Source organism: Sphingomonas sp. CBMAI 2297, from assembly GCF_029870595.1.
GTDB lineage: Bacteria > Pseudomonadota > Alphaproteobacteria > Sphingomonadales > Sphingomonadaceae > Sphingomonas.
The window spans coordinates 291,491-316,067 of the sequence record NZ_JAPDIR010000005.1 but is presented as its reverse complement, the minus strand read 5'-3'; the positions used below and the strand labels follow the sequence as shown (position 1 = coordinate 316,067).

Below are 24,577 nucleotides of genomic sequence, written 5' to 3'. Positions count from 1 at the left end.
GCGGGCAGGGCAGTGCAATCCGCCGGGAGCAGCCGGACGTCGGCGGCGGCGGGCAGCGTCTCGCGCAGGTCCAGCCCCTCCGCCAGCGCGGCGAGGTGGCGGACGCCGCTGCCAAGGGCCGGCCGCCCCGCGAGCGTGGCGAGGGCGGCGGCGGGGGCGAGCGAGCGGAACGGCCCGTCTTCCCGCAGCGGCTGGGCGTGGAAGGCTTGCATGAACACCTCACCGTGCCCGCCTTCGAGCACCACGGCAAGGCTGGCGGCGGCCGGATCGGCGGCGAAGCCCGATGCGGCGACGAGCGCGAGCGACGAATAGCCGTGCACTGTCGCGCCCCAGCCGATCGACAGGCCGAGCGCCGCGGCAAGGCCGACGCGCACCCCGGTGAAGCTGCCGGGGCCGACATCGACGAGGATGCGCGCCGCCCGGCCCTGGCCCGGCAGCGCGGCGATCATCGGCACCAGCCGCTCGGCATGGCCGCGGCCCACGACTTCATGGGCCGCGGCGATCACGGTCGCCCCGTCGAGCAGCGCGACCGAGCAGGCCGCGGTCGCGGTCTCGATGACGAGAGTCAGATCAGAGGACGCGATTGAACTGCTCGAATTCAGGACGCGGGAGTCGATCGAAGATGGTGGAGGGGTCGCCATGTCCCAGGGTCGAGATGAAGTTGGACTTCACATTGGGCTGGTCCGCAAAAAAGGCTTCGTCAACCTTCGCGTTGTCGAAACCCGACATCGGGCCCGTGTCGAAGCCGAGCGCGCGGGCCGCGATCAGCAGGTACGCGCCCTGGAGCGACGAGTTGCGGAAGGCCGTGGTGTAGCGGGCTTCCTCGGTGGGGAACCAGTCCTTGGCGGTCGGCGCGTGCGGGAAGAGCCAGGGCAGCTGCTCGTTGAACGCCAGGTCCATGCCGATGATCACCGCGGCCGGCGCCTTGCGGATCTTGTCGGCATTGGTGCTGCTCGACAGCTGCGCGAGCTTTTCCCTGGCCTCGGGTGTGGTCAGCCACACGAAGCGCGCGGCCTGGTTGTTGGCCGAGGTCGGGCCCATCTTGAGCAGGTCGTAGATGCCGCGGATATCGGCCTGGGTTACCGGGGCATCGGTATAGCCGTTATAGGTGCGGGCGGCACGGAAGATCGTGTCCAGCGCCGCGTCATCGAGCGGTTGGGCCATGGGTATCGGTCCTTTCGTTTTCGGCTGGTGTCGAGTCCGGTGCCGGGTCGGCGCCGAAGATCTCAAACCGCCCGGACTTCGGTGACTTCGGGGACGTAATATTTGAGCAGCTGCTCGATGCCGTTCTTGAGCGTGGCGGTCGAGCTGGGGCAGCCCGAGCAGGCGCCCTGCATCTGGAGATAGACCTTGCCGGCATCGAAGCCGCGATAGACGATGTCGCCGCCGTCATTGGCGACGGCGGGGCGCACGCGCGTCTCGATCAGCTCCTTGATCTGCGCGACGATCTCCGCATCCTCGGGATTGTCGCCGAAATCCTGGCTCTCGGCCGGCACGCTGAAGCCGGCGGCGGCGGCGTGGAACAGCGGCATGTTCGCCACGAAATGATCGAGCAGGATGCCGAGTATGTCGGGCTTGGCGTCGCGCCATTCGGCGCCGGGGGCGATCGTCACCGAGATGAAGTCGCGGCCGAAGAACACGCCGGTCACGTCGCCCAGGCCGAACAGGGCCTGTGCGAGCGGCGAGGCCTCGGCCTCTTCCGGGCTGGCGAAGTCGCGGGTGCCCGCTTCCATCACGGTGCGGCCCGGAAGGAATTTGAGCGTCGCCGGATTGGGCGTGGCTTCGGTCTCGATCAGCATGTGCGCCATTTGGGCGCTCGGACGGCGGGGATCAAGCTGGAAGGGGGAAACGAAAGGTTTCCGTTACCCAACCGGCGTCACTCATGCGTCCGCGTCATGCGTGGTCGCGTCGGTCACGCTCTGGTCGTGGCCGCTCTTGTCGCTGAAGAAGGCGGCGGCGAACAGGCCGCAGCCGAGCAGCGTGGAAAGGAACACGCCGCCGATGGTGGCGAGCACCGCCGAGGGATAGAGCGCGTCGTAGAGCGAGAGATACCAGAGCGCGCCGGCCACCATCAGCACCGCCACCAGCGCGATCCAGGCGATCATCCGGCGGAATTCGGTCCAGGCCTTGGCGCGGTCGGTGGCCATATGCGGCAGCTCCTTCTTCCGCGCCATGTGGCCCCGCGCGGCGCGCAAATCAATCGTCGAGCGCCCGCGCCGCCGCATTCCAGCGCGTCACGTTCGCCCGCGCGTCCTGCACGAAGGCCGAGCCGCGGATCCAGGCGAGGAACCGGTCGACGAACCACCTGCCCGGCTGGCGCAGCGGCCGGCGGAACTGGACGAGCAGCACGACGCGGGTGCCGCTCGTGTCGTTCCAGACCTCATGGTCATAGGTGTCGTCGAACACCAGCGTCTCGCCCTCCGCCCAGCGCAGGATGCGATCGCCGACGCGCATGCGCGCATCGCCGTCGCGCGGCACGATCAGGCCGAGATGGCAGGTGATCAGCCCCTTGGTGACGCCGCGATGCGCCGGGATGTGCGTGCCGGGGGCGAGGATCGAGAAGAAGGCGCTGTTGAGGCCCGGGATCGCCTCGACCAGCCGGGCCGTCTCCGGGCAGCGATCGAGATTCTCCCGCACGAAATAGCCATAGCCGTAGAGGAAATAGCTGCGCCACTTGTTCACCGGCGCGATCGCGCGGTGATCGGGCGAGATGACGGAGAGCGAGGGCGCCAGATGCGGCGCGAGCGCGGCGGCGATCGCCTCGGCGCGGATCGCCTGCCAGTTGGCGCGCAGCGCCTCGGTCCAGGCGAAGTCGCGCACGTCGAGCACCGGGTCGTTCGGGACAAGCGAGAAGCGGGCGATGAAGCGGTCGAAGACTCCGCGCAGATGCTTGCCATATTTGATCAGGAAAGGCCGGTCGCGATCGGCGCGCAGCGGCGCATCGGGCATGCTGGCACCCGACATGACCGTGAGATCGGGAATCATTTCCCGTGCTTCGGCGGCCTCGACTTCGCCCGCGTCCCGCCACATTGCGCTGCCCCGCGCGCTCGGCTCGACCTTCACTGCACCTGACCTTGCTGGTTACGCTGCCTTTTCGACCGCGGGACTCGCCCGCACCGCTTCGATTAGCCTGTGGATGGGTCGAAAACATGGCCCTGCCGAGGCGCGCGGGGGCCGCTTCATGTCCCGCATGTACATCTGGCGGAAAGGTTCGCGCTGGCATGGCCGGCGCTTCGCCCCTAGATGGACGGTCTATGCACTTCTTCCTGCGTGCGCCTCTCGCGCTCCTCGCTTTCGCCACGCTCGCGCCGGCCCTGCCGGCCCAGGCCCAGGTATCGACCAATCCCCCGAACGTGCCCGACACGCAGACGGTGGGGCGGCCGGTCCAGACCGCCAAGGACCCCTGGCTCTACGAGAAGAGCGATCTCGTCCATGACGATGCGTGGAAATTCGGGCGCCTTCCCAATGGGGTGCGCTATGCCGTGCGCAAGAACGGCGTGCCGCCGGGCCAGGTCTCGGTCCGGGTGCGCATGGATGTCGGCTCGCTGATGGAGCGCGACAGCGAGCGAGGCTTCGCGCACCTTCTGGAACATCTCTCGTTCCGCGGCTCGGTGCACGTGCCGGACGGCGAATCGAAGCGGGTCTGGCAGCGCCTGGGCGTGACCTTCGGCTCCGATTCGAACGCCAGCACCACTTTCACCGCCACCACCTACAAGCTCGACCTGCCCATGGCTTCCCCGGCCGGGCTGGACGAGAGCTTCAAGATCCTGGCCGGCATGATGTCCGGCCCGCAGATCACCCAGCAGATCCTCGATTCGGAACGGCCGGTGGTGCTCGCCGAGCAGCGCGAGCAGCCCGGGCCGCAGGTGCGGCTGCAGGACGCGATGCTCGACCTGATGTTCGCCGGCCAGCCGCTGTCGCAGCGCGAGCCGATCGGCACGGTCGAGACGCTCGTCGCCGCCACGCCGGCGAGCGTGCAGACATTCCACGACCGCTGGTATCGCCCCGAGCGCGCCACCGTCATCGCGATCGGCGATGTCGACCCGGCGCTGCTCGAGCAGATGATCGTCAAGCATTTCTCGGACTGGAAGGGCACCGGCCCGGCGGTGCCGACGCCCGATTTCGGCAAGCCCGTCGAGGGCAGGCCGGTCGCCGCCAGCATCGTCGAGCCGGCGCTGCCGGTGCTCACCACCATGGCGATCGTGCGTCCCTGGACGGTCGACGGCGATACGGTGATCTTCAACCAGAAGCGGATGATCGACCTGGTCGCGATCCGCATCATCAATCGCCGGCTGGAGACGCGCGCGCGCTCGGGCGGCACCTTCATCGCCGCCGGAGCCGATCTGAGCGACATCGGCCGATCGGCGAACATCACCACCGTGCAGGTGCTTCCCATCGGCGACGATTGGGAAGCGGCGCTGCGCGACGTGCGCGCCGTGATCGCCGACGCCCAGGCCGCGCCGCCGAGCCAGGCCGAGATCGACCGCGAGGTCGCCGAGATCGAATCGTCGATGAAGCAGCGGATCAACACCGCGCCGGTCGAGGCCGGGGCCAAGCTGGCCGACGACCTTGCCGAGGCGGTCGACATCAACGAGACGGTGACGACGCCCGAATTCTCCTACGCGATCTTCAAGGGCGCGGTTACGGCCAAGATGTTCACCCCCGCCACGGTGCTGGCGTCGTCGAAGAAAGTGTTCGAGGGCACGGCGACGCGCGCGATCGTCAACCTGCACACGCCCGATCCGGCGATCACCACCAAGGTGGCTTCCGCGCTCGAGGCCAATGTCGCGGCGAGCGGCAAGCGCAAGCTGGTCGGCAATGTCAGCTTCGCCGCGCTGCCCAAGCTCGGCGTGCCCGGCAAGGTGGCGAGCCGCGAGCAGATCCTGCCGGGCACCGGCATCGAGAAGCTCGCCTTTGCGAACGGGGTGACGCTGCTGATCCGCCAGGACCCGTCGGAGACCGGCAAGGTCTATGTCAACGTCCGCTTCGGCCGCGGGCTCTCGGGCCTGCCGAACCAGGGCCAGACTCCGGCCTGGGCCGGCGAGCCGGCGCTCGTCGCCAGCGGCATCGGCAAATATGGCCAGGAGGAGCTCGACGCCCTGACCGGCCGCCGCCAGATCGGCGCCGATTTCGACGTCGACGACGACGCCTTCGTCCTGAAGGGGCAGACGACCAAGGACGACCTGCCCGACCAGCTCAAGCTGCTGGCGACCAAGCTTGCCGCCCCGGGCTGGGATCCCAATCCGGTGCTGCGCGCCAAGGCGGGCATCCTGTCGGGCTATGCCGGCCTATCGGCCTCGCCCGACGCGGTGCTGAATCGCGACCTGGAGCGGCTGCTCCACAATGGCGATCCGCGTTGGGGCGTGCCGGCCGAGGCGACGATCCGCGAGACCACGCCGGAGAGCTTCCGCAAGTTCTGGGAGCCGCTGCTGGCGACGGGGCCGATCGAAGTCGAGGTGTTCGGCGACATGGACGCCGAGGCCACGGTGAAGGCCGTGGGCGCCACCTTCGGCGCGCTGAAGCCGCGCGTGGCGAGCAAGGCGCCGCTCGCGCCGGTGGAGTTCCCCGCGCATGTCGCCACGCCGGTGACGCTGCTCCACAAGGGCCAGCCCAACCAGGCGGCGGCGGTGATCGCCTGGCCGACCGGCGGCGGCACCGAGAATGGCGGCATCACCGAGAGCCGCAAGCTCGAGGTGCTCGCCGCGGTGTTCCGCGACCGGCTGCTCGACCAGCTGCGCAGCCAGGCGGGCGTGAGCTATTCGCCCCAGGTGGCGAGCCAGTGGCCGCAGGGCCTGCCGGCGGGCGGCAAGATCATGGCGCTCGGCATGGTGCCGCCCGACAAGGTCGACTTCTTCTTCGAGCTGTCGCGCAAGATCGCCGCCGACCTGGTGGCCAAGCCGATCGACGCGGACGAGCTCAACCGCGCGCTCACTCCGCTGAAGCAGCAGATCCTGCGCATGTCCTCGGGCAACATGTTCTGGATGCGCCTGGTCGAGGGCGGCACCTATGATCCCGCGCGGATCGCCGCCGTCGACACGCTGGCCGCGGACTATTCGCGGGTGACGCCGCAGGACGTGCAGGGGCTGGCGATGAAGTATCTCCGCCCGGACAGGGACTGGACGCTCAAGGTGGTGCCGGAGAAGAAGTAAGGCTCCGGCTTCATGCCCGAAACGCGAAAGGCCGGGGTGGAAGCCCCGGCCTTTCTCATATCGTCATCCCGGCCAAAGCCGGGATGACGGCGGGGCGTGGGATGGCTGGGCCTGGGGTCACGATTCAATCGGCAAACCCCGTCATCCCCGCCTGCGCGGGGATGACGGTGGAGAATGGCGGGGACGACGGTGTCTGCTGATCGGGTCGTGACCCTAGTTCCGGTACAGCGCGTCCAGCCGCTCGCCATAGACGGCCTTCAATATGTGCCGGCGGATCTTGAGGCTGGGCGTCAGCTGCTCGTTCTCGATCGTGAAGGGCTCGTCGGCGACCAGGAACTTGCGGACGCGCTCGATCACCGACAGGTCCTTGTTCACCCGCTCCACCGCCGCGCCCAGCGCCGCCTTGTAGTCGGGGTCATGGGCCAGTTCCCTGAAGTCGCACTTGGTCGCGGTCCGGGCGCACCATTCGGCGGTCCATTCCGGATCGGGGACGATCACCGCGCTCATATAGGGCTTGCGGTCGCCGGCGATCATCGCCTGGACGATCTCGGGCTGGAGAGTCAGCATGCCCTCCACCTTCTGCGGCGCGACATTGTCGCCCTTGTCGTTGACGATGATGTCCTTCTTGCGATCGGTGATCTTGATCCGGCCCTTCTCGTCGATATGGCCGATGTCGCCGGTATAGAGCCAGCCGTCCCGCAGGACCCGCTTCGTCTCTTCCTCGTTGCGCCAATAGCCGTGCATCACGAGCTCGCCGCGCACCAATATCTCGCCATCGTCGGCGATGCGGACCTCCACCCCCTCGAGCGGCGGGCCGACCGTGTCCATCTTGAGCCCCGCCTTGGGCCGGTTGCACGAGATCACCGGTGCCGCCTCGGTCTGGCCATAGCCCTGGAGGAAAGTGAGGCCCAGGCTCTGGAAGAAGATGCCGACCTCGGGATTGAGCGGCGCGCCGCCCGAGACCATCGCCTTGATCCGGCCGCCGAACTTCTTGGAGAGCTTGGGCTTGAGCGTGGCGCCGAGGAACAGGTTCATCGGCAGGTCGGACAGGCGGCCGCCGCCCGCCGCCTTGCGCCCGCCGATCGCGACGGCCTTGTCGAGCAGGAAATTGGCGAAGCTGCCCTGCTTCTCCACCTGCTTGACGATGCGGGTGCGCAGCACCTCGAACAGGCGCGGCACGACGACCATGATCGTGGGGCGCACCTCCTCGATGTTCGAGGCGAGCTTCTCCAGCCCCTCGGCATAATAGATCTGCGCGCCGAGCCCGATCGGGAAATGCTGGCCGCCGGTATGCTCATAGGCGTGGGAAAGCGGCAGGAAGGAGAGGAACACCTCGTCCTCCCAGCCGAAATCCTCGCTGATCAGCGCGCAGCACGCCTCGACATTGTGCAGGATCGCGCCGTGATGCTGCATCACGCCGCGCGGGGAGCCGCCCGTGCCGCTGGTGTAGATGATGCAGGCCAGGTCCTCGCGGCGGAAGGTGCAGGACAGGCCGCGCGGATCGGTGTCGTGCTTCGCGACCAGCGCGCGCCAGTCATGGAATTCCAGGCTGCCCTGCTGGGCGACGCGCAATTCCTCGATGCCGATCACCATCCGGGCCGAGGAAGCGCGGATCGCGGCGGGAAGCAGTGCCTTGGCCAGCTTGGTGTTCGAGACGATGATCGCGCAGGCGCCCGAATTCTCGATGATGTGCTGGTGGTCGCGCTCGGTGTTGGTGGTGTAGGTCGGCACGGTCACGCAGCCCGCGGCCATGATCGCCAGGTCGCTGATGCAGAATTCCGGGCGATTCTCCGAGACGAGCATCACCCGGTCGCCGCGCTTCAGGCCGAGCGCGGTCAGCGCCGCGGCCAGGCTCGCCACCTGGCGGGCCGCATCGGCCCAGCTGGTCGGCCGCCATTCTCCTTCGTCCTTGTGCCACAGGAAGGGCGCGTCGCCCTTTTCCTTCGCCCGCGCGAAGAACATCTGGACCAGATTGTCGAACCGTTCGAGCCTACGCATTCCCTCTCCCCATTACGGGCGCCCCTTGTCCGGAGCGTCCCGCTTCCCCCGACTTCATTCCGACGGCCGGTTCGGCTGCGCGCCCACGCGCTGAATAACGGTCATATGGCCCTGTTGGTCCATCACGACGCCTTCGCTGCGCGGATCGGCACCGCCGGTCCAGCGGCCCCCGACCCGCTCGACCGCGTTCATCTTGAGCCCGAGCGGGCCCGATTGCACCTTCTCGCCCAGCGCCTGGAGCGCCGGGACCATCGCATCGAGCTGGGTGCCCTTCTCGGCGATCGCCATCTTGCCGGGCGCATAGAGCAGGCCGAGGCCGATCGCGTCCTGGGCGGAGAGCTTCCAGTCGATCACGCCGACCAGCGCCTTGGCGACCTGGGCGATGATCGTCGAGCCGCCGGCCGCGCCGATCGCGATGCGGACCTTGCCGTCCGGGCCGTAGACGATCGTCGGCGCCATCGAGCTGCGCGGGCGCTTGCCGCCCTCCACCCGGTTGGCGACGAGATAGCCGTCCTTCTCGGGCACGATGTCGAAATCGGTGAGCTCGTTGTTGAGCATCACGCCGTCCACCGACAGGCCCGAGCCGAACGCGCCTTCGATCGTGGTGGTCACCTGGGCGACGTTGCCGGCCCCGTCGACCACCGAGAGCGACGTGGTGCCCGGCACTTCCTGCGGCTTCACCGCGATGCGCTTGGGCGCGCCCGGGGGCGTGCCGGCCTTCACTTCGGCCATGCTGCCGTCCGGGCTGATCAGCGCCGAGCGGCCGGCGAGATAGTCGCGGTCGAGCAGGCCGGCGATCGGCACCTGCACATAGTCGGGATCGCCGACATAGAGGTCGCGATCGGCATAGGCGAGGCGCGAGCTTTCGGCGAACAGGTGCCAGGCGACGGGATTGTCCTTGCCGAGCTTCGCCATGTCGAAGCGCTCGAGCTGGGCGAGGATCATCATCACGGTGACGCCGCCCGAGGAAGGCGGGCCCATCGAGCAGACCTTGTAGGCGCGGTAGCTGCCGCACAGCACCGGCCGCTCCTTGGCGTCATAGGCGGCAAGGTCGCCGACGGTCATCTTCGACGGGTTGCGCGCCGCGCCGTTCACCGTCGCGACCAGCTTCTCCGCCTGCGGGCCGACATAGAAGCTGTCGGGGCCGAACTTCGCGACGCGCTCCAGCAGCGCGGCCTGTTGCGGGTTGGTCGCGCGCGCGCCGGCGGCCAGCGGCTTGCCATCGGCCTGGTAATAGATCGCGCGGACGCCGGCATCGACGTGCGGCGCATAGTTGCGCAGCGCGTTGGCGAGCCGGGGCGAGACGTCGAAGCCGTCGCGCGCCAGCCGGATCGCCGGGGCGAACAGCCGGGCCCAGGGCAGCTTGCCGGCGCGGGCATGCGCCTTGGCCATGGCGCGCAGCGTGCCCGGCACGCCGACGCTGCGCCCGCCCGGCACCGCCGCCATATGGCTGAGCGGCTGGCCGTCGGCGCCGTAGAACCAATGGTCGTTCGCCGCCATCGGCGCCGCCTCGCGCCCGTCGACCGTCGCGATCTTGCCGGTCTTCACGTCATATTGGAGGAAGAAGGCGCCGCCGCCGATGCCGGCGCTCTGCGGCTCGACGACGTTCAGCGCGAGCATCGTCGCGATCGCCGCGTCCGTGGCGCTGCCGCCGGCATTGAGGATCTCGGTGCCCGCCGCCGCGGCGCGGGGATCGGCGGCGCTCACCACGCCCTGGGCGGAAGCCGCGGCGGGAGCGGCGAGAAGGGCGAGCAGCAGGAACAGCTTCTTCATCCGGCAAGCCGTAGCGGGCTTTGGCCGGAGCGCAAAGACGCTACGTCGGGCGGCAGGCGATCGGATGATTGCGCAAGGGTATAACCGGGCGCAATCTGGCGGACGGCGAAGCGCCGGTGCCCGGCCGCGGCGGACGGGCGCGCGCTTCCGAAGGAGGGCTAGCATGACGGACGGCTCGACATTCGCAACATCCCCCTCGCTGCTGCGCGCGCTCGGCAAGCGCTGGTGGCTGTTCCTGCTGCGCGGCATCGTCGGCATCGCCTTCGGCATCCTCGCGCTGCTGTGGCCGGGCCTGGCGCTGCTCACCCTGGCGCTGGTCTGGGGCGCCTATGCGCTGGTCGACGGCGCGTTCGCGCTGGCCGCGTCCCTGTCGGGCATGCGCAGCGGCGACACGCCGCGCTGGTGGCTGGCGCTCACCGGGCTCGCGGGAATCGCCGCCGGCCTGCTCACCATCATCTGGCCGGGCATCACCGTGCAGGTGCTGCTGCTGCTGATCGCCGCCTGGGCGATCGTCACCGGCGCGATGGAGGCGGCAGGCGCGATCGCGCTGCGCAAGGAGATCGAGGGCGAGCTCTTCCTGATCCTCGCCGGGCTGGTCTCGATCGGCTTCGGCGTGGCGATCCTCGCCTGGCCGGTCGCCGGCGCCATCGGCCTGGTCTGGCTGATCGCCTGGCTCGCGATCTTGGGGGGCGCGGCCTATGTCGCGCTCGCGCTGCGGCTGCGCAAGCTTGCGGGCTAGGCCAACGCCCGGGCGATGGCGCGGGGCAGGCCCGGTCCCTTGAACACCAGCGCGGAATAGAGCTGGACGAGCGTGGCGCCGGCATCGATGCGGCGCCGCGCTTCGTCCGGGCCGTCGATCCCGCCCGCCGAGATCAGCGGCAGCGCGCCCGCGGCGATCTCCGCCGCCTCGGCCAGCTTCTGCCGGGCGAGCGGGGCGAGCGGCTTGCCCGACAGGCCGCCCGTCTCGCCGGCATGGGCCGAGCGGAGCGGCGGGCGCGAAATAGTGGTGTTCGAGACGATCAGCGCGTCGATCCGGTTGTCGAGCGCCGCCCGGATCGCCCCTTCCAGGCCGGCACGGTCGAGATCGGGCGCGACCTTGAGGAACAGGGGCGTCCGCCCGCGCGCCGCATCGCTGGCGGCGAGCAGCTCGTCGAGTGCCGGGCGGGACTGGAGGTCGCGCAGGCCGGGCGTGTTGGGCGAGCTGACGTTGATCGTGACGTAATCGGCATGCGCCGCCGCCTTGCCGACGCCGAGCGCGTAATCCGCGACGCGGTCCGCGCTGTCCTTGTTCGCGCCGACATTGATGCCGAGCATGCCCCGGCGCGGCCCCAGCCGGGCGATGCGCGCCAGCGCCGCGTCGATCCCGCCATTGTTGAAGCCCATGCGGTTGATCACCGCCTCGTCCTCGGGCAGGCGGAACAGGCGGGGCCGCGGGTTGCCGCCCTGGGGGCGGGGCGTGAGCGTGCCGACCTCGACCGCGCCGAAGCCCAGGCCGAACAGGCCGGGTATCGCCTCGGCATCCTTGTCGAGCCCGGCGGCCAGGCCGAGTCGATTGGGAAAGGTCAATCCTCCCAATTGGACGGGCGTTTCCACCATTTCGGATCTAAAAACCGTGCCGAGCGATCCCCAGAGCGCGAGCGCGCGGATGGCGGCGCGGTGCGCCCTTTCGGCGTCGAGCGCGAACAGCGCGGAGCGGAGTGGATAGGCCATGGCAAATGGCCTTCGCATCGCTTTTTCCCTCCGTAAAGCTGCGTATGTCGATTCCTTCCAATACCGTCGCGCCCGGCTCGGCTAGGTGGAAACTGCGACCCGAGGGGTTTCCGCTCAATGGGGGAACCCTTTCCTTTTGGCCCGGTCTGGCCTCGGCCGACCGGGCCACTTTTCTATTCCGCGACCGCGCGGTATATTTGCTTCAGAAAATAAGGAATCCGGGCAGGCAGGAGTCTCGGATCGACAGGGCATAAATGCGGGGCGCAACCAGGATGAAACCGGCCCAACCGGCCGCCGAGAATGACCGCGATCCGCGGCCGCAGATCGAATTCCGCAAGGCGGAAGGCGCGCTGCTCCCGCACGTCGAGTCCTATTATCTCTACCGGCACGACGCGAAGGACATCGAGGGGATCGAGCGCGTCGATCTCGGCCAGCTCCGCTTCGTCATCAAGGGCGAGGGCGAGGTCCTGTTCCCCGACGGCCATGTCGAGAAGACCCGGCGGGTGATGGTCAACGGCCCGGGCACCGCCGCGGCCACCTACAAGATCCGTGGGCCTTTCCACTGTTTCGGCGTGTCGCTGCGCGCGATCGGCTGGAAGGCGCTGATCGGCGTGCCGGCCCACAAGGTCGCCGATCATATCGTCGACGGCGAGAAGCTGTTCTGCGAGCAGGCCGGGCTGCTCTGGCACCGGCTCCACCGGATGGAGACGCTGGAGGAGATGATCGGCGCGATCGAGCCGCTGCTCACGATGCGCCAGCACGAAGTGAAGCCGGTGCCGCCGGCGCACCTGATCTTCCTGCGCGCGGTGCGCGAATGGGCGGCGACCACCGATCCGACGATCGACGACCTCTATGCGCGCATCCGCCGCAGCTCGAACATCGGCGAGCGCCAGGTGCAGCGGCTGTGCAAGGATTATTTCGCCGGCTCGCCCGCCCATCTGAAGCGCAAGTTCCGCGCGATCGGCGCGGCGATGCGCATCTATCAGGGCGCATCGGTGGACGATGTGGTCGAGCCCTTCTCCGACCAGTCGCACCTGATCAACGAGATCCGGCACTTTACCGGCCATACGCCCACGTCGCTGCGCGCGGGCATCGATCCGGTGCTGGCGGTGACGCTCGACAACGAAACCTTCCACTTCCTGCCCGACGTGATCCCCGAATCGGTTGACCTTCGGCGCCGCTGAGCCCATTTGCGCAATCGGAACATTTTTGTCCGATTGAGTCCGCCGCGCCGTTGCGCATGCGGGCCAGCAAGGGAAGTGCGTGCGTCTTTCTAGCCTTGCCGACTATGCGGTCGTGATGATGTCCGCCGCGGCGCGCCATTGCGGCGGGTCGTGCCGGCTCAACGCGACGCTGCTCGCCGAGGAGACCGCGCTGCCGCTGCCCACCGTGCAGAAGCTGGTGAGCAAGCTTTCCGCCGCCGGCCTGATCGAGAGCGCGCGCGGCACCGGCGGCGGCTTCCGCCTGGCGCGGCCGCCCGCGGCGATCACGCTGGCCGATATCGTCGAGGCGGTGGAGGGGCCGATCGCCCTCACCAGCTGCGTGGACGCCGGCAAGCAGGATTGCTGCGTGCAGGAGAGCTGCAAGGTGAAGCCGCACTGGAATGTCGTGAACGGTGCTGTAAAGGGCGCGCTCGCGGGCATTTCCCTCGCCCAACTTTCCAGCGCTCCGGCCGAGGCCGTGGCGCAGCATCCGGCCGACCAGGCCCGGGCCCCGGCGCTGGCCGGGGAGCAGGTGTAAGCATGGCTACGAAGAACGCGGAAGCATTGGCGGCCGCCAACAAGAAATATGAATGGGGCTTCGCCTCGGACGTGGAGCAGGAGTTCGCGCCCAAGGGATTGAGCGAGGACACCGTCCGCTACATCTCGGCCAAGAAGGGCGAGCCCGAATGGATGCTCGACTGGCGGCTGAAGGCGTTCCGCATGTGGCAGGAAATGACGCTGCCGGAATGGGCGAAGCTGGCGATCCCGCACATCGACTATCAGGACGCCTATTATTACGCCGAGCCCAAGCAGAAGAAGACGATCAACAGCCTCGACGATCTCGATCCCGAGATCCGGCGGACCTATGAGAAGCTCGGCATCCCGATCGAGGAGCAGAAGGTGCTCGCCGGAGTCGAGGGCGCGCGCAAGGTGGCGGTGGACGCGGTGTTCGACAGCGTCTCGGTCGCGACCACTTTCCGTGAGGAGCTGAAGGCGGCGGGCGTGATCTTCCTGTCGATCTCGGAGGCGATCCGCGAATATCCCGAGCTGGTGCGGAAGTGGCTCGGCAAGGTCGTGCCGGTGCGCGACAATTTCTATTCGGCGCTCAATTCGGCGGTCTTTTCGGACGGCACCTTCGTCTACATTCCGGAGGGCGTGCGCTGCCCGATGGAGCTCAGCACCTATTTCCGCATCAACGCCGAGAATACCGGCCAGTTCGAGCGCACGCTGATCGTCGCCGACAAGGGCGCGTATGTCTCGTACCTCGAGGGTTGCACCGCGCCGATGCGCGACGAGAACCAGCTCCACGCCGCCGTGGTCGAGCTGGTCGCGCTCGACGATGCCGAGATCAAATATTCGACCGTCCAGAACTGGTATCCGGGCGACGAGAACGGCGTCGGCGGCATCTTCAACTTCGTGACCAAGCGCGCGCTGTGCGCCGGCACCAATTCGAAGGTGAGCTGGACCCAGGTCGAGACCGGCAGCGCGATCACCTGGAAATATCCCAGCTGCATCCTGCAGGGCGACGGCTCGGTGGGCGAATTCTATTCGGTGGCGGTCACCAATGGCCGCCAGCAGGCCGATACCGGCACCAAGATGCTACACATCGGCAAGAACACGCGCTCGACGATCGTCTCCAAGGGTATCTCGGCCGGCAAGTCGAACAACACGTATCGCGGGCGGGTGCTGGTGAACGCGGCGGCGGAGAATGTCCGCAACTTCACCCAGTGCGACAGCCTGTTGCTCGGCGACCAGTGCGGCGCGCACACCGTGCCGTACATCGAAGTGAAGAACCCCAGCGCGCAGATCGAGCATGAGGCGACCACCTCGAAGATCAGCGAGGACCAGATGTTCTACGCGATGCAGCGCGGGCTGGACCAGGAGGCCGCGGTGGCGCTGATCGTCAACGGCTTCGCCAAGGAAGTGCTGCAGCAGCTGCCGATGGAATTCGCGGTGGAGGCGCAGAAGCTGCTGGGGATCAGCCTCGAGGGCAGCGTCGGCTGATGTCCGCGATTCCCCTGCTGATCTTCGCGTCGTTCTGCGGAGGGCTGATGGCCTGGTCGCTGAAGACCGGGCGCGCCTGGCATTGGGGTGCGCTGATCACCAGGGACGAGAATCCGGGCGGCTATCATCAGTTCCTGCTCGGCGCCGGATTGCCGATGGTCCTGGTTCTCGCCGCGCTTCTGTTCGGATGGACGCGATGATCCTCGCCGCCGCCCTCCTCCTTTTCGCCCAGGACGTCCCCGCCGCGCAGGCCGTGGCCGCGCCGGCCGAGGACGAGGCCAACATCGTCGTGCGCGCCACCTTCGGGCGCACCACGATGCTGTTCGACAAGGGCGCGGACGGGCGGCTGCGCAACTGCCGGGTGATGATCTCGAGCGGCAGCCAGCGGCGCGACACCACCGCGTGCGAGGCGACGCCGGTCTGCTATGCCAGGACCGCCGACGAAGTGACCGATTGCCGCGAGCTGAGCATACTCGAACAGGCCGCGGCGATCGGCGCGCCCAGGTCGCCGGCGGCGCCGGGGGTAAGCAAGCCGGGAGTCTTCGAACTGCCCAAGCTGGTGCAGCCCAAGCCGATGCTCTCCGCCGATCTGGTCGGGCCCATCGGCAATGGCGAGGACAGCCGCGAGACCGAGCGCCAGCGCGTCAAGCCGATCGCGCCGCCGACGAACCCGGCGTCGGACGGCCCGGTGGTGCGCTTCACCACGGGCAACGCGCAGCAGCGCGACGATGCCGACAAATCAGAAAAGCGGCCCTGAGCCGCCCGAGGAATGAACGAAGCGATGTTGAAGATCACCGACCTCCGTGCCGAAATCGACGGCAAGGAAATCCTGAAGGGCCTGAGCCTCGAAGTGAATGCCGGCGAGGTCCATGCGATCATGGGCCCGAACGGTGCCGGCAAGTCGACGCTCGGCTATGTGCTGGGCGGCCGGCCGGGCTATGACGCGACCGGCGGCGGCGTGACGTTCGACGGGCAGGACCTGCTCGAACTCGATCCGCATGAGCGCGCCGCGGCGGGCCTGTTCCTCGGCTTCCAATATCCGGTCGAGATCCCGGGCATCTCCAACCTGCAATTCGTGCGCGAGGCGCTGAACAGCCAGCGCCGGGCGCGGGGCGAGGCGCCGCTTTCCGGCGGCGAGTTCCTCAAGCTCGCCAGGGCCCAGGCGGAAGCGCTGGGCATGGACGTGGAAATGCTCAAGCGGCCGGTCAATGTCGGCTTCTCGGGCGGCGAGAAGAAGCGCAACGAGATGGTGCAGATGGGCATCATCGGCCCCAAGCTCGCGATCCTCGACGAGACCGACAGCGGCCTCGACATCGACGCGCTCAAGGCAGTGGGCGAGGGGATCAACCGCATCATGCGCGCGCCCGACAAGGCCGTGCTGCTGATCACCCATTATCAGCGGCTGCTCGACTATGTGCGGCCGGACTTCGTCCATGTCCTTGCCGATGGCCGCATCGTCCGCTCGGGCGGGCCCGAGCTGGCGCTCGCGCTGGAGCGCGAAGGCTATGGAGCGGTGGCCGCATGATCCTGCCTCTGCTCCTCGTGCTGCAGACCGCGCCTGCGCCGCAGGACGAGCTGAACATCGAAGTAGTCGGGCGCCGGCTCGCGGCGATCTCCGCGACCGTCAGCCAGGGTGCCGGCGGCAAGCTCGGCTGCGCGCTCAGCGCGTCGAGCGGCTATGCCAGGCTCGACGAGCAGCTCTGCCGCGCCGCGACTCAGTGCGTCCGCAAGGGCGCGCGCGATTCCGCGGCGGTGAAGGCCTGTATCGACAAGCGCAAGCCCGCGCTGCTTGCGGACTTCAAGCGCGGCTGGAGGGCGAGCCAGTGAACACGCTGCTCGAGCTGCCCACGCCGCGCCAGGAGGAATGGCGCTGGGCCGACATGGCGACGCTCAAGGCGGCGGCCGAAATGCCGCGCGGCGATGCCGGGATCGATCCCGCCGGCCTGTTCCTCGATATCGAAGGGCCCAGGCTGTTGTTCGTCGACGGGCGTTTCGAGCCCGCGCATTCCCGGCCCGGCCCGGTGCAGGTGACGCAGCAGCTGGCCACCACCGACCATCCGCTCGGCAGCCTCACCGATGGCGAGGGCTGGTCGCTGCATCTCGGCAGCGAGCATGCGGCGACGGCGATCCAGATCGTCCATGTCGGCACCGGCGGCGAAAGCCATGTGCCGGCGCGGCTGATGCTGGCCGAGGATGCGGTGGCGAGCGTGATCGAGACCTATGCCGGCAGCGGCTGGGCGAACCGGCTGACCACGCTCTGCCTCGAGCGGGGCGCGCGGTTGATGCGCTCGGTGCGACTGCTCCAGGAGGCGGGCTTCGTCTCGTTGCGCGAAGAGGCCGAAGTGGGCGAGGCGGCGAGCCTGGTCTCGGTGTTCCTCGGCGCCGGCGGCATGGGCAGCCGGATCGACGGGACGCTGCTGGTGAACGGCAAGGGCGGGTTCGCCGAGATGGGCGGGGCATTGCTCACGTCCGGCAGCCAGCGGCAGGAAGCCGCGGTCGCGGTGCGGCACGAGGCCGTCGAGGGCACCTCCCGCCAGCTGTGGCGCGCGGTGGCGGCGGACAAGTCGGCGGCCAGCCTGGCGGCGCGCGTCGAAGTGGCGCGCGGCGCGCAGCAGACCGATGGCGAGCAGTCGCTGCGCGGCCTGCTGCTCCAGCGCTCGGCGACGGTGAACCTGAAGCCCGAGCTCGAGATCTTCGCCGACGACGTGAAGTGCGCGCACGGCGCGACGGTGGGCGAGCTCGACAGGATGGCCCTCTTCTATCTGCAGAGCCGCGGCATCGACGCGGGCCGTGCCAAGGCGCTGCTCACCCGCGCCTTCGTGGCGGACGCGCTCGCCCGGATCGGCGAGGATGCGGTGCGCGAGGCGTTCGCGGCGGATGCGGATCGCTGGCTGGATACCGCGCTATGACCGTAACCGCCGACACCCGCCCCCTCGACCTGCTCGCCGATTTCCCGGCGATCCCGGCCGGCTGGCATTATCTCGACACGGCGGCGACGTCGCAGAAGCCGCGGCCGGTGCTCGACGCGATCGCCAGGGCTTATGGCGAGACCTATGCCACCGTGCATCGCGGCGTGTACCAGCGCTCGGCCGACATGACGCTCGCCTATGAGGCGGCGCGCCGGCGGGTGGCGGAATTCCTGGGCGGGGCGGAGAACGAGATCGTGTTCGTCCGCGGCGCGACCGAGGGGATCAACCTGGTCGCGCAATGCTGGGCCGGCACCCGGCTCAAGGCGGGCGACCGCATCCTGCTGTCCACGCTCGAGCATCATTCGAACATCGTGCCCTGGCAGATGGTCGCCGAGCGCGTGGGCGCCGAGATCGACGTGGTGCCGCTGACGCCGGACCAGCGCATCGACCTGGACGCGATGGCGGCGATGCTCACCGAGCGGCACAAGCTGGTCGCGCTGGCGCATGTCTCGAACGTGCTCGGATCGGTGCTCGACGCCAAGCGCGCGACCGCGCTGGCCCATGGAGTCGGCGCGAAGATTCTGCTCGACGGCTGCCAGGCGGTGCCGCGCATGCCCGTCGATGTCGGCGAGATCGGCTGCGACTTCTATGTGATGTCGGGCCACAAGCTCTATGGCCCCACCGGCATCGGCGTGCTCTGGGGCCGCTACGAGCTGCTCGACGCGATGCCGCCCTATCAGGGCGGCGGCTCGATGATCGACCGGGTGACCTTCGCGAAGACGACCTATGCCCCGCCGCCGGGCCGGTTCGAGGCGGGGACGCCGCATATCGTCGGCGTGGTCGGGCTGCATGCGGCGATCGACTATGTGGCCGGCATCGGGCTGGAGCGCATCCATGCGCATGAGGCCGCTCTGGTGCGCCAGGCGCGCGCGGCGCTGTCGCAGCTCAATTCGGTCAGGCTGTTCGGCCCCGAGGACAGCGCCGGCATCGTCAGCTTCGCGGTGGAGGGGGTGCATCCGCACGACGTCGCCACCATATTGGACGAAGGCAATGTCGCGATCCGCGCCGGGCACCATTGCGCGCAGCCGCTGATGGACGCGCTGGGCGTGCCGGCCACCGCGCGGGCGAGCTTTGGAGCCTATAATGGCGCGGACGACATCGCCGCGCTGGTGAAGGGTATTGAACGCGTGACGAGGATCTTCGGGTGAACCAGGAGCGCAAGATCGCAGTCGAGGAAGTGGACGCCGTGGCGCCGCCGCCCAAGGCGCGCGTCGAGGATGCGTTCGATGCGTCCACCGAAACATCGGCGGGCGTGTTCGATGCGTCCACCGAAGCATCGGCGAACGTGGCCGGGAGCGTCGCCGAGACGTTCGAGCGCAAGCGCGACTATCTTTCGGGCTTCCTGTCGCAAAAGCCGCAGGCGCTGGCGGGCACCGAGCCGGGCGGCGAACTCTATGAGGCGGTGATCGCCGCGCTCAAGGAGATCTACGATCCCGAGATCCCGGTGAACATCTATGATCTTGGCCTGATCTACGGCGTCGACATCACCGCCGACGGCCATGCCGCGGTGCAGATGACGCTGACCACCCCGCACTGCCCGGTGGCGGAATCGATGCCCGGCGAAGTCGAGTTGCGCGTCGGCTCGGTGCCGGGGATCGGCCACGCCGAAGTCAATCTCGTCTGGGATCCGCCCTGGGATCCGCAGAAGATGAGCGACGAGGCCAAGCTCGAACTGGGGATGCTGTGATGACCACCGCCGCCACCCGCCAGCGCCCCGCCGCGCTGATCCTGACTCCGGCCGCCGAGCGGCGCATCGCCGATCTGATGGCCAAGGCGCCCGAGGGCGCGGTCGGCGTCAGGCTCTCGACGCCGCGCCGCGGCTGCTCGGGGCTGGCCTATTCGGTCGACTATGTCACCGAGGCCAAGCCGTTCGACGAGAAGATCGAGACGCCCGGCGGGACCTTCTATGTCGATGGCGGCTCGGTCCTCTATCTGATCGGCTCGACGATGGACTGGCAGGAAGACGATTTCACCGCCGGCTTCGTCTTCCAGAACCCCAATGCCAAGGGCAGCTGCGGCTGTGGGGAGAGCTTTACGGTCTGACCCGGCGGGCATAGGGACGGCTGACAACGCAGTCGGAAGAGGATTTCCATGCCCCATCCCCAGCCCTATGCCGCCGATCCCGCGCGCTATGACGGGCGCATGCCCTATCGCCGTTGCGGCCGTTCGGGGCTCGACCTGCCGGCGATCAGCCTGGGCCTCTGGCAGAATTTCGGTGGGACGGATGTGTTCGAGACCGGCCGCGCGATGCTGCGCCGCGCGTTCGACCGGGGCGTCACCCATTTCGATCTCGCGAACAATTACGGCCCGCCCTATGGCTCGGCCGAGGAGAATTTCGGCCGGGTGCTGGCGAGCGACTTCGCCGGCCACCGCGACGAGCTGATCGTCTCGACCAAGGCGGGCTGGGACATGTGGCCCGGGCCCTATGGCGATGTCGGCGGATCGCGGAAATACCTCATCGCCTCGTGCGACCAGAGCCTGAAGCGGATGGGGCTCGACTATGTCGACATCTTCTATTCGCACCGCGTCGATCCGAAGACGCCGCTCGAGGAGACGATGGGCGCGCTCGCCCAGCTCCACCGCCAGGGCAAGGCGCTCTATGTCGGCATCTCCAGCTATTCGCCCGAGCTGACGCGCCAGGCCGCCGCGATCCTGGCCGAGCACAAGGTGCCGCTGCTGATCCACCAGCCGAGCTATTCGATGCTGAACCGCTGGATCGAGGGCGAACTGCTCGACACGCTGGGCGCGCTCGGCACCGGCTGCATCGCCTTCTCGCCGCTCGCCCAGGGCATGTTGAGCAACAAATATCTCAATGGAGTCCCCGAGGATGCCCGCGCGGCCAAAGGCGGCTCGCTGAACCAGCGGCTGCTCTCGGACGACAATATCGCCCGCATCCGCGCGCTCCATGCGATTGCCCGGCGGCGTGGCCAGACGCTGGCGCAGATGGCGATCGCCTGGGTGCTGCGCGACGCCCGCGTCACTTCCGCGCTGGTCGGCGCGCGCACGGTGGAGCAGCTCGACAATTCGCTCGACGCCGTCAACAATCTCGATTTCAGCGCGGAAGAGCTGGCGGAGATCGATGCCCATGCGACCGATGGCAGCCTCGATCTCTGGAAGGTCTCGTCGAGCATCGAGGAGTTGCCCCAGGCATGAGCGTCGCCTTCCGCCGCGAGAGCGACGAGGAACATAAGGAACCGAAGTTCGAGCTGCCGCTGCCGCCGGGGCCCAATCTGGTCACGGCGCGCGGGCTCGCGCTGATCGAGGCGAAGGCGGCCGCGCTGGAAGCGGCGGTTTCGGCGGAGCGCAACGACGAAGCGCGCGAGGCGCTGAAGCGCGAGCTGCGCTATTGGAACACCCGCCGCACCACCGCGCAGGTCGCGCCCGCGCCGGAGCAGGGCGTGGCCGGCATCGGATCGCGTGTGCGGATCCGCCTGAACGGCAAGGAGCGGGCGATCGACCTGGTCGGCCATGACGAGGCCGATCCGGCGGCGGACCGGCTCTCCTTCCAGGCGCCGCTCGCCCAGGCGCTGATCGGCGCCGAGGAAGGCGAGAGGGTGGATTTCGGCGGGCGCGCGCAGGCGATCGAGATCGTCGGCATCGAAACGATTCCGGACTGAGCCGAACTGCGCTTAAGGTGGCGGGCATGACTCGCCTCCCGCTCGCCGCCGCGCTGCTCGCCTCCGCTTCGTTCGTTTCCGGGGCCCATGCCCAGACCGCTGCCGCCCGCTGGAAGGCGGAAGCGGCGCGGGTGACGATCACGCGCGACGATTGGGGCGTGGCGCACATCCGGGGCAAGACCGATGCCGATGCGGTGTTCGGCATGATCTATGCCCAGGCCGAGGACGACTTCAACCGGATCGAGACCAATTATCTGGTGAGCCTGGGCCGGCTTGCCGAAGCGGAAGGCGAGGGTGCGATCTGGCAGGACCTGCGCCAGCGGCTGTTCGTCGATCCGGAAGCGTTGAAGGCGGACTATGCCGCGAGCCCGGCCTGGCTGCGCAAGCTGATGCAGGCCTGGGCGGACGGGCTCAACCATTATCTCGCCACCCATCCGCAGGTGAAGCCGCGCGTGCTCACTCGCTTCGAGCCGTGGATGGCGCTGAGCTTTTCGGAAGGCAGCATCGGCGGCGATATCGAGCGGGTGGCCTTGAGCCAGCTCGAGGCGTTCTACGGCAAGCAGCGAGTCGCGATGACCGAGGCGGAGAAGGGGCTGGTGTTCAAGGAGCCCAAGGGCTCGAACGGCATGGCGATCGCGCCGAGCCATACCAGGAACGGCCATGCGCTGCTGCTGATCAACCCGCACACCAGCTTCTTCTTCCGCTCCGAGCAGCAGGTGACGAGCGGCGAGGGGCTGAACGCCTATGGCGCCGCCACCTGGGGCCAGTTCTTCATCTACCAGGGGTTCAACGCCAAGGCGGGCTGGATGCACACGTCGAGCGGCGTCGACAATGTCGACGAGTTCGCGGAAGACATCGTCAGCAACGTGCCGGGCACGGTCCTGGGCTATCGCTATGGCGCCGAGACGCGGCCGGTGACGGTGAAGCGAGTCACGCTGTCCTATCGCACGGCGGACGGAGGGCAGGCGCAGCGCAGCTTCCGGACCTATGCCACCCATCACGGCCCGATCGTCCGCATGACGGACAGCGGCAAGTGGATCGCGGTGGCGCTGATGAACAAGCCGGTGGCGGCGCTGCAGCAGAGCTTCCTGCGCACCAAGGCCACCGACTATGCCGGCTTCATGAAGGTGGCCGAGCTCAAGGCCAACAGCTCCAACAACACGCTGTTCGCGGATTCCAGGGGCGAGATCGCGTTCCTGATGCCGCAGTTCATGCCGGTGCGCGACGATCGCTTCGACTATCGCAAGCCGGTGGACGGCAGCGATCCGGCGACCGACTGGAAGGGGCTGCACGGCCTCGCCAGCCTGCCCCAGGCCGTGAACCCGAAAAATGGCTGGGCCTTCAACGTGAACAACTGGCCCTGGACGGCGGCGGGCGCGGACAGCCCCAGGGCGGCGGACTATCCGCGCTATTTCGACCAGGCCGGCGAGAATCCGCGCGGCGCCCATGCGCTGCGGGTGCTGAACGCGCGGGCGGACTTCACGCCGGAGACGCTGCGCGAGGCGGCCTATGACAGCTTCCTGCCCGCGTTCGACCGGCTGCTGCCCGGGCTGGTCGCCGCCTGGGAGAAGCTGCCGGACGGCGACGCGCGCAAGGCCAGGCTCGCCGAGCCGGTGGCGCTGCTCAAGGGCTGGGACCGGCGCTGGGGAGCGGGATCGACCGCGACCTCGCTGGCGGTGTTCTGGGGCGAAGCGCTCTGGGCGCCCGGGGCCCAGCCGGCCAGGGATACGGGCATCTCGGTGTGGGACTGGATGGCGACGCGCGCCACCGATGCGCAGCGGATCGACGCGCTGGCCGCGGCGGTGGATCGGCTCACTCAGGATTTCGGTGGCTGGCGCGTGCCCTGGGGCGAGATCAACCGGTTCCAGCGCAATGACGGCGCGATCGTCCAGAAGTTCGACGATGCGAAGCCGAGCATCCCGGTGCCCTTCCCCTCGGCGCAATGGGGCTCGCTCGCTTCGTTCGGCGCGAAGCGCTGGCCGGGGACGAAGCGCTATTACGGCACGAGCGGCAACAGCTTCGTCGCGACGGTGGAGTTCGGGCCGAAGGTGAAGGCCTGGGCAGTGACTGCGGGCGGCGAGAGCGGGCACCCGGACTCCCCGCATTTCACCGACCAGGCCGGGCGCTATGCGGCGGGCGATTTGCGGCCGGTCTATTTCTACCCGGAGGATCTGAAGGGGCATGTGGTGCGGGCGTATCGGCCGGGGGGCTAGCTCTTCGACCAATAGTCAAAGGCCTCGCGCTGGAGCTTGTCGACCAGCGCCCGTGCCGCCGCTCCCTTCCACGGCCCGCCATAGGCTGCGAGCGACCCGCGCGGGCTCACCCACCAGCCTTGCCCCGGCATGGCATCGGCTTCGCGTACGACCAGCACGGCGAGTTCGGGTTCGCCGTCCCGTGCTGCGGCATCGTCGATCGCATCGAGCGTCTTGCACAGCGCGCGCATCAGCGGGCGGGTGAAGCGATGGCCGAGCAGGGCGAGCAGTTCCGAATAGCTGACCGCGCGGTGCGCGCGCGCCGCATCGATCAGCAGCGCGCGGACCTGCGCGGCATCGGACACGGGGACCGGATCGCCGGTCATCACCGCGCGAACGGCTTGCTGAGGAAGCGCGAATTCGCCTCGCCGAACCGCCATGGCGTATCGATTGCCCTGGTTATCCCGATCCGCGGCCCGACCGCGACGGCACGCGGGGCGTCCGCCGGCCGCAGTTCGAACGGCGGCGCATCGAGTGGAGCCCCGTCCAGCGCGCGGTCGACCGCCAGTGCCTGGCAGAGCTTGCCCGGCCCCGAGCAGAGCTGCCGCGGATCACCGGTGCCGCGCCGCCGTGCCATCGCCGCGAGCCCCTGGCGCGGCTCGATCGCGCGGATCAGCACCGCGCTGATCGGTGCGCACACGAAGTTCATGCACCAGTGCAGCCCGTAGATCCGGTAGATGTACGCATGGCCGGGCGGCCCGAAGAGCACCGCGTTGCGCCGGGTCGGCCCGCCGAAGCTGTGCGAGGCGGGGTCGCGCACGTCATAGGCCTCGGTCTCGACGATCGGGCCGCCGCCGCCGTCGATGAGCACCTCCACTCCGATCAGGTCCCGCGCGACCGTCACGGCGTCGCGCTCGAAGAAGGTGCGGTCGAGCATGGATCGAGCGTATCATCTGCCGCCGG

The 24,577-nt window shown here is 68.7% G+C and carries 26 protein-coding genes; 16 read left to right on the top strand and 10 right to left on the bottom strand.

Features of this window, described 5'->3' with window-relative positions; all coding sequences use genetic code 11:
- The 5 genes from tsaB to OMP43_RS10030 form a co-directional block, all read right to left on the bottom strand.
- A partial coding sequence (tsaB, locus tag OMP43_RS10050; protein ID WP_280279578.1) for a tRNA (adenosine(37)-N6)-threonylcarbamoyltransferase complex dimerization subunit type 1 TsaB occupies positions 1-641 on the bottom strand: 641 nt, incomplete at its 3' end.
- Positions 571-1,164, bottom strand: coding sequence for a malonic semialdehyde reductase (locus tag OMP43_RS10045; RefSeq protein ID WP_280279577.1), 594 nt, complete (start codon positions 1,162-1,164; stop codon positions 571-573). The genes OMP43_RS10045 and tsaB, both read right to left, overlap by 71 nt.
- Before the next feature lie 62 nt (positions 1,165-1,226).
- Positions 1,227-1,799 (bottom strand): NifU family protein, encoded by a 573-nt coding sequence (locus OMP43_RS10040; protein ID WP_280279590.1) that lies wholly within the window; start codon positions 1,797-1,799, stop codon positions 1,227-1,229.
- Between the two features lie 81 nt (positions 1,800-1,880).
- Complete coding sequence (locus tag OMP43_RS10035; protein WP_280279576.1) at positions 1,881-2,147, bottom strand: hypothetical protein; 267 nt, start codon at positions 2,145-2,147, stop codon at positions 1,881-1,883.
- 49 nt (positions 2,148-2,196) lie between these two features.
- Positions 2,197-2,985, bottom strand: coding sequence for an aspartyl/asparaginyl beta-hydroxylase domain-containing protein (locus tag OMP43_RS10030; protein ID WP_280279575.1), 789 nt, complete (start codon positions 2,983-2,985; stop codon positions 2,197-2,199).
- A 269-nt stretch (positions 2,986-3,254) separates the two neighbouring features.
- Here OMP43_RS10030 and OMP43_RS10025 point away from each other — a divergent pair, with 269 nt between their 5' ends.
- Positions 3,255-6,149 carry an insulinase family protein gene (locus OMP43_RS10025; RefSeq protein WP_280279574.1) on the top strand — a complete coding sequence of 965 codons (2,895 nt, stop codon included), beginning with the start codon at positions 3,255-3,257 and terminating at the stop codon, positions 6,147-6,149.
- 213 nt (positions 6,150-6,362) lie between these two features.
- Here OMP43_RS10025 and OMP43_RS10020 read toward each other — a convergent pair whose 3' ends face one another.
- Complete coding sequence (locus OMP43_RS10020) at positions 6,363-8,147, bottom strand: AMP-dependent synthetase/ligase (RefSeq protein WP_280279573.1); 1,785 nt, start codon at positions 8,145-8,147, stop codon at positions 6,363-6,365.
- Positions 8,148-8,201: 54 nt separating this feature from the next.
- Positions 8,202-9,920, bottom strand: a complete 1,719-nt coding sequence (gene ggt / locus OMP43_RS10015) for a gamma-glutamyltransferase (RefSeq protein ID WP_280279572.1) — start codon at positions 9,918-9,920, stop codon at positions 8,202-8,204.
- Between the two features lie 163 nt (positions 9,921-10,083).
- On the opposite strand from ggt, the gene OMP43_RS10010 reads away from it, so the two are divergent.
- The gene (locus tag OMP43_RS10010) at positions 10,084-10,659 is read left to right on the top strand and encodes an HdeD family acid-resistance protein (RefSeq protein WP_280279571.1); all 576 of its coding nucleotides are present in this window, start codon (positions 10,084-10,086) and stop codon (positions 10,657-10,659) included.
- Here OMP43_RS10010 and OMP43_RS10005 read toward each other — a convergent pair.
- Positions 10,656-11,630: a quinone-dependent dihydroorotate dehydrogenase gene (locus OMP43_RS10005; RefSeq protein WP_280279570.1), complete on the bottom strand. Its 975-nt coding sequence runs from the start codon at positions 11,628-11,630 to the stop codon at positions 10,656-10,658. The two genes, OMP43_RS10010 and OMP43_RS10005, sit on opposite strands and share 4 nt — an antisense overlap.
- 272 nt (positions 11,631-11,902) lie before the next feature.
- On the opposite strand from OMP43_RS10005, the gene OMP43_RS10000 reads away from it, so the two are divergent.
- The 14 genes from OMP43_RS10000 to OMP43_RS09935 all read left to right on the top strand — a co-directional run bounded on the left by OMP43_RS10000 (position 11,903) and on the right by OMP43_RS09935 (position 23,635).
- Positions 11,903-12,814 (top strand): DUF6597 domain-containing transcriptional factor, encoded by a 912-nt coding sequence (locus OMP43_RS10000; RefSeq protein WP_280279569.1) that lies wholly within the window; start codon positions 11,903-11,905, stop codon positions 12,812-12,814.
- A 79-nt stretch (positions 12,815-12,893) separates the two neighbouring features.
- Positions 12,894-13,370: an SUF system Fe-S cluster assembly regulator gene (locus OMP43_RS09995; RefSeq protein WP_280279568.1), complete on the top strand. Its 477-nt coding sequence runs from the start codon at positions 12,894-12,896 to the stop codon at positions 13,368-13,370.
- A gap of 2 nt (positions 13,371-13,372) precedes the next feature.
- Entirely contained in the window at positions 13,373-14,836 is a 1,464-nt protein-coding gene (sufB, locus tag OMP43_RS09990) for a Fe-S cluster assembly protein SufB (RefSeq protein WP_280279567.1), read from the top strand.
- Complete coding sequence (locus OMP43_RS09985) at positions 14,836-15,036, top strand: hypothetical protein (protein ID WP_280279566.1); 201 nt, start codon at positions 14,836-14,838, stop codon at positions 15,034-15,036. Before sufB ends, OMP43_RS09985 begins: the two co-directional genes overlap by 1 nt.
- Positions 15,033-15,593 (top strand): hypothetical protein, encoded by a 561-nt coding sequence (locus tag OMP43_RS09980; protein ID WP_280279565.1) that lies wholly within the window; start codon positions 15,033-15,035, stop codon positions 15,591-15,593. The genes OMP43_RS09985 and OMP43_RS09980 overlap by 4 nt, the downstream gene beginning before the upstream one ends.
- A 24-nt stretch (positions 15,594-15,617) precedes the next feature.
- A complete protein-coding gene (gene sufC, locus OMP43_RS09975) occupies positions 15,618-16,361 on the top strand; it encodes a Fe-S cluster assembly ATPase SufC (RefSeq protein ID WP_280279564.1) in 744 nt (247 codons plus the stop codon).
- On the top strand, positions 16,358-16,663 hold the full coding sequence (locus OMP43_RS09970) for a hypothetical protein (protein ID WP_280279563.1): 306 nt from the start codon (positions 16,358-16,360) through the stop codon (positions 16,661-16,663). Before sufC ends, OMP43_RS09970 begins: the two co-directional genes overlap by 4 nt.
- Positions 16,660-17,745 carry a SufD family Fe-S cluster assembly protein gene (locus tag OMP43_RS09965; protein ID WP_348538602.1) on the top strand — a complete coding sequence of 362 codons (1,086 nt, stop codon included), beginning with the start codon at positions 16,660-16,662 and terminating at the stop codon, positions 17,743-17,745. Before OMP43_RS09970 ends, OMP43_RS09965 begins: the two co-directional genes overlap by 4 nt.
- Positions 17,742-18,953 carry a cysteine desulfurase gene (locus OMP43_RS09960; RefSeq protein ID WP_280279562.1) on the top strand — a complete coding sequence of 404 codons (1,212 nt, stop codon included), beginning with the start codon at positions 17,742-17,744 and terminating at the stop codon, positions 18,951-18,953. Before OMP43_RS09965 ends, OMP43_RS09960 begins: the two co-directional genes overlap by 4 nt.
- Positions 18,950-19,492: an SUF system Fe-S cluster assembly protein gene (locus OMP43_RS09955; RefSeq protein WP_280279561.1), complete on the top strand. Its 543-nt coding sequence runs from the start codon at positions 18,950-18,952 to the stop codon at positions 19,490-19,492. Before OMP43_RS09960 ends, OMP43_RS09955 begins: the two co-directional genes overlap by 4 nt.
- Positions 19,492-19,848 carry an iron-sulfur cluster assembly accessory protein gene (locus OMP43_RS09950; protein ID WP_280279560.1) on the top strand — a complete coding sequence of 119 codons (357 nt, stop codon included), beginning with the start codon at positions 19,492-19,494 and terminating at the stop codon, positions 19,846-19,848. The genes OMP43_RS09955 and OMP43_RS09950 overlap by 1 nt, the downstream gene beginning before the upstream one ends.
- Positions 19,849-19,896: 48 nt before the next feature.
- Entirely contained in the window at positions 19,897-20,958 is a 1,062-nt protein-coding gene (gene mgrA / locus OMP43_RS09945; RefSeq protein ID WP_280279559.1) for an L-glyceraldehyde 3-phosphate reductase, read from the top strand.
- Positions 20,955-21,422 carry a GreA/GreB family elongation factor gene (locus OMP43_RS09940; protein ID WP_280279558.1) on the top strand — a complete coding sequence of 156 codons (468 nt, stop codon included), beginning with the start codon at positions 20,955-20,957 and terminating at the stop codon, positions 21,420-21,422. The genes mgrA and OMP43_RS09940 overlap by 4 nt, the downstream gene beginning before the upstream one ends.
- Positions 21,423-21,448: 26 nt before the next feature.
- Positions 21,449-23,635 carry a penicillin acylase family protein gene (locus OMP43_RS09935; RefSeq protein ID WP_280279557.1) on the top strand — a complete coding sequence of 729 codons (2,187 nt, stop codon included), beginning with the start codon at positions 21,449-21,451 and terminating at the stop codon, positions 23,633-23,635.
- Here OMP43_RS09935 and OMP43_RS09930 read toward each other — a convergent pair.
- Both OMP43_RS09930 and OMP43_RS09925 read right to left on the bottom strand, forming a co-directional pair.
- Entirely contained in the window at positions 23,632-24,000 is a 369-nt protein-coding gene (locus OMP43_RS09930; protein ID WP_280279556.1) for a ribose-phosphate pyrophosphokinase, read from the bottom strand. The genes OMP43_RS09935 and OMP43_RS09930 overlap by 4 nt on opposite strands.
- Positions 24,000-24,551 (bottom strand): DNA-3-methyladenine glycosylase, encoded by a 552-nt coding sequence (locus OMP43_RS09925; RefSeq protein ID WP_280279555.1) that lies wholly within the window; start codon positions 24,549-24,551, stop codon positions 24,000-24,002. Before OMP43_RS09925 ends, OMP43_RS09930 begins: the two co-directional genes overlap by 1 nt.
- Between the last annotated feature and the right edge of the window lie 26 nt (positions 24,552-24,577).

Coding starts and splice junctions, on each gene's coding strand:
- OMP43_RS10045 (WP_280279577.1), bottom strand. CDS start 1,164: ATGGCCCAACCGCTCGATGACGCGGCGCTGGACACGATCTTCCGTGCC.
- OMP43_RS10040 (WP_280279590.1), bottom strand. CDS start 1,799: ATGCTGATCGAGACCGAAGCCACGCCCAATCCGGCGACGCTCAAATTC.
- OMP43_RS10035 (WP_280279576.1), bottom strand. CDS start 2,147: ATGGCCACCGACCGCGCCAAGGCCTGGACCGAATTCCGCCGGATGATC.
- OMP43_RS10030 (WP_280279575.1), bottom strand. CDS start 2,985: ATGATTCCCGATCTCACGGTCATGTCGGGTGCCAGCATGCCCGATGCG.
- OMP43_RS10025 (WP_280279574.1), top strand. CDS start 3,255: ATGCACTTCTTCCTGCGTGCGCCTCTCGCGCTCCTCGCTTTCGCCACG.
- OMP43_RS10020 (WP_280279573.1), bottom strand. CDS start 8,147: ATGCGTAGGCTCGAACGGTTCGACAATCTGGTCCAGATGTTCTTCGCG.
- ggt (WP_280279572.1), bottom strand. CDS start 9,920: ATGAAGAAGCTGTTCCTGCTGCTCGCCCTTCTCGCCGCTCCCGCCGCG.
- OMP43_RS10010 (WP_280279571.1), top strand. CDS start 10,084: ATGACGGACGGCTCGACATTCGCAACATCCCCCTCGCTGCTGCGCGCG.
- OMP43_RS10005 (WP_280279570.1), bottom strand. CDS start 11,630: ATGGCCTATCCACTCCGCTCCGCGCTGTTCGCGCTCGACGCCGAAAGG.
- OMP43_RS10000 (WP_280279569.1), top strand. CDS start 11,903: ATGAAACCGGCCCAACCGGCCGCCGAGAATGACCGCGATCCGCGGCCG.
- sufB (WP_280279567.1), top strand. CDS start 13,373: ATGGCTACGAAGAACGCGGAAGCATTGGCGGCCGCCAACAAGAAATAT.
- OMP43_RS09985 (WP_280279566.1), top strand. CDS start 14,836: ATGTCCGCGATTCCCCTGCTGATCTTCGCGTCGTTCTGCGGAGGGCTG.
- OMP43_RS09980 (WP_280279565.1), top strand. CDS start 15,033: ATGATCCTCGCCGCCGCCCTCCTCCTTTTCGCCCAGGACGTCCCCGCC.
- sufC (WP_280279564.1), top strand. CDS start 15,618: ATGTTGAAGATCACCGACCTCCGTGCCGAAATCGACGGCAAGGAAATC.
- OMP43_RS09970 (WP_280279563.1), top strand. CDS start 16,358: ATGATCCTGCCTCTGCTCCTCGTGCTGCAGACCGCGCCTGCGCCGCAG.
- OMP43_RS09960 (WP_280279562.1), top strand. CDS start 17,742: ATGACCGTAACCGCCGACACCCGCCCCCTCGACCTGCTCGCCGATTTC.
- OMP43_RS09950 (WP_280279560.1), top strand. CDS start 19,492: ATGACCACCGCCGCCACCCGCCAGCGCCCCGCCGCGCTGATCCTGACT.
- mgrA (WP_280279559.1), top strand. CDS start 19,897: ATGCCCCATCCCCAGCCCTATGCCGCCGATCCCGCGCGCTATGACGGG.
- OMP43_RS09940 (WP_280279558.1), top strand. CDS start 20,955: ATGAGCGTCGCCTTCCGCCGCGAGAGCGACGAGGAACATAAGGAACCG.
- OMP43_RS09935 (WP_280279557.1), top strand. CDS start 21,449: ATGACTCGCCTCCCGCTCGCCGCCGCGCTGCTCGCCTCCGCTTCGTTC.
- OMP43_RS09930 (WP_280279556.1), bottom strand. CDS start 24,000: ATGACCGGCGATCCGGTCCCCGTGTCCGATGCCGCGCAGGTCCGCGCG.
- OMP43_RS09925 (WP_280279555.1), bottom strand. CDS start 24,551: ATGCTCGACCGCACCTTCTTCGAGCGCGACGCCGTGACGGTCGCGCGG.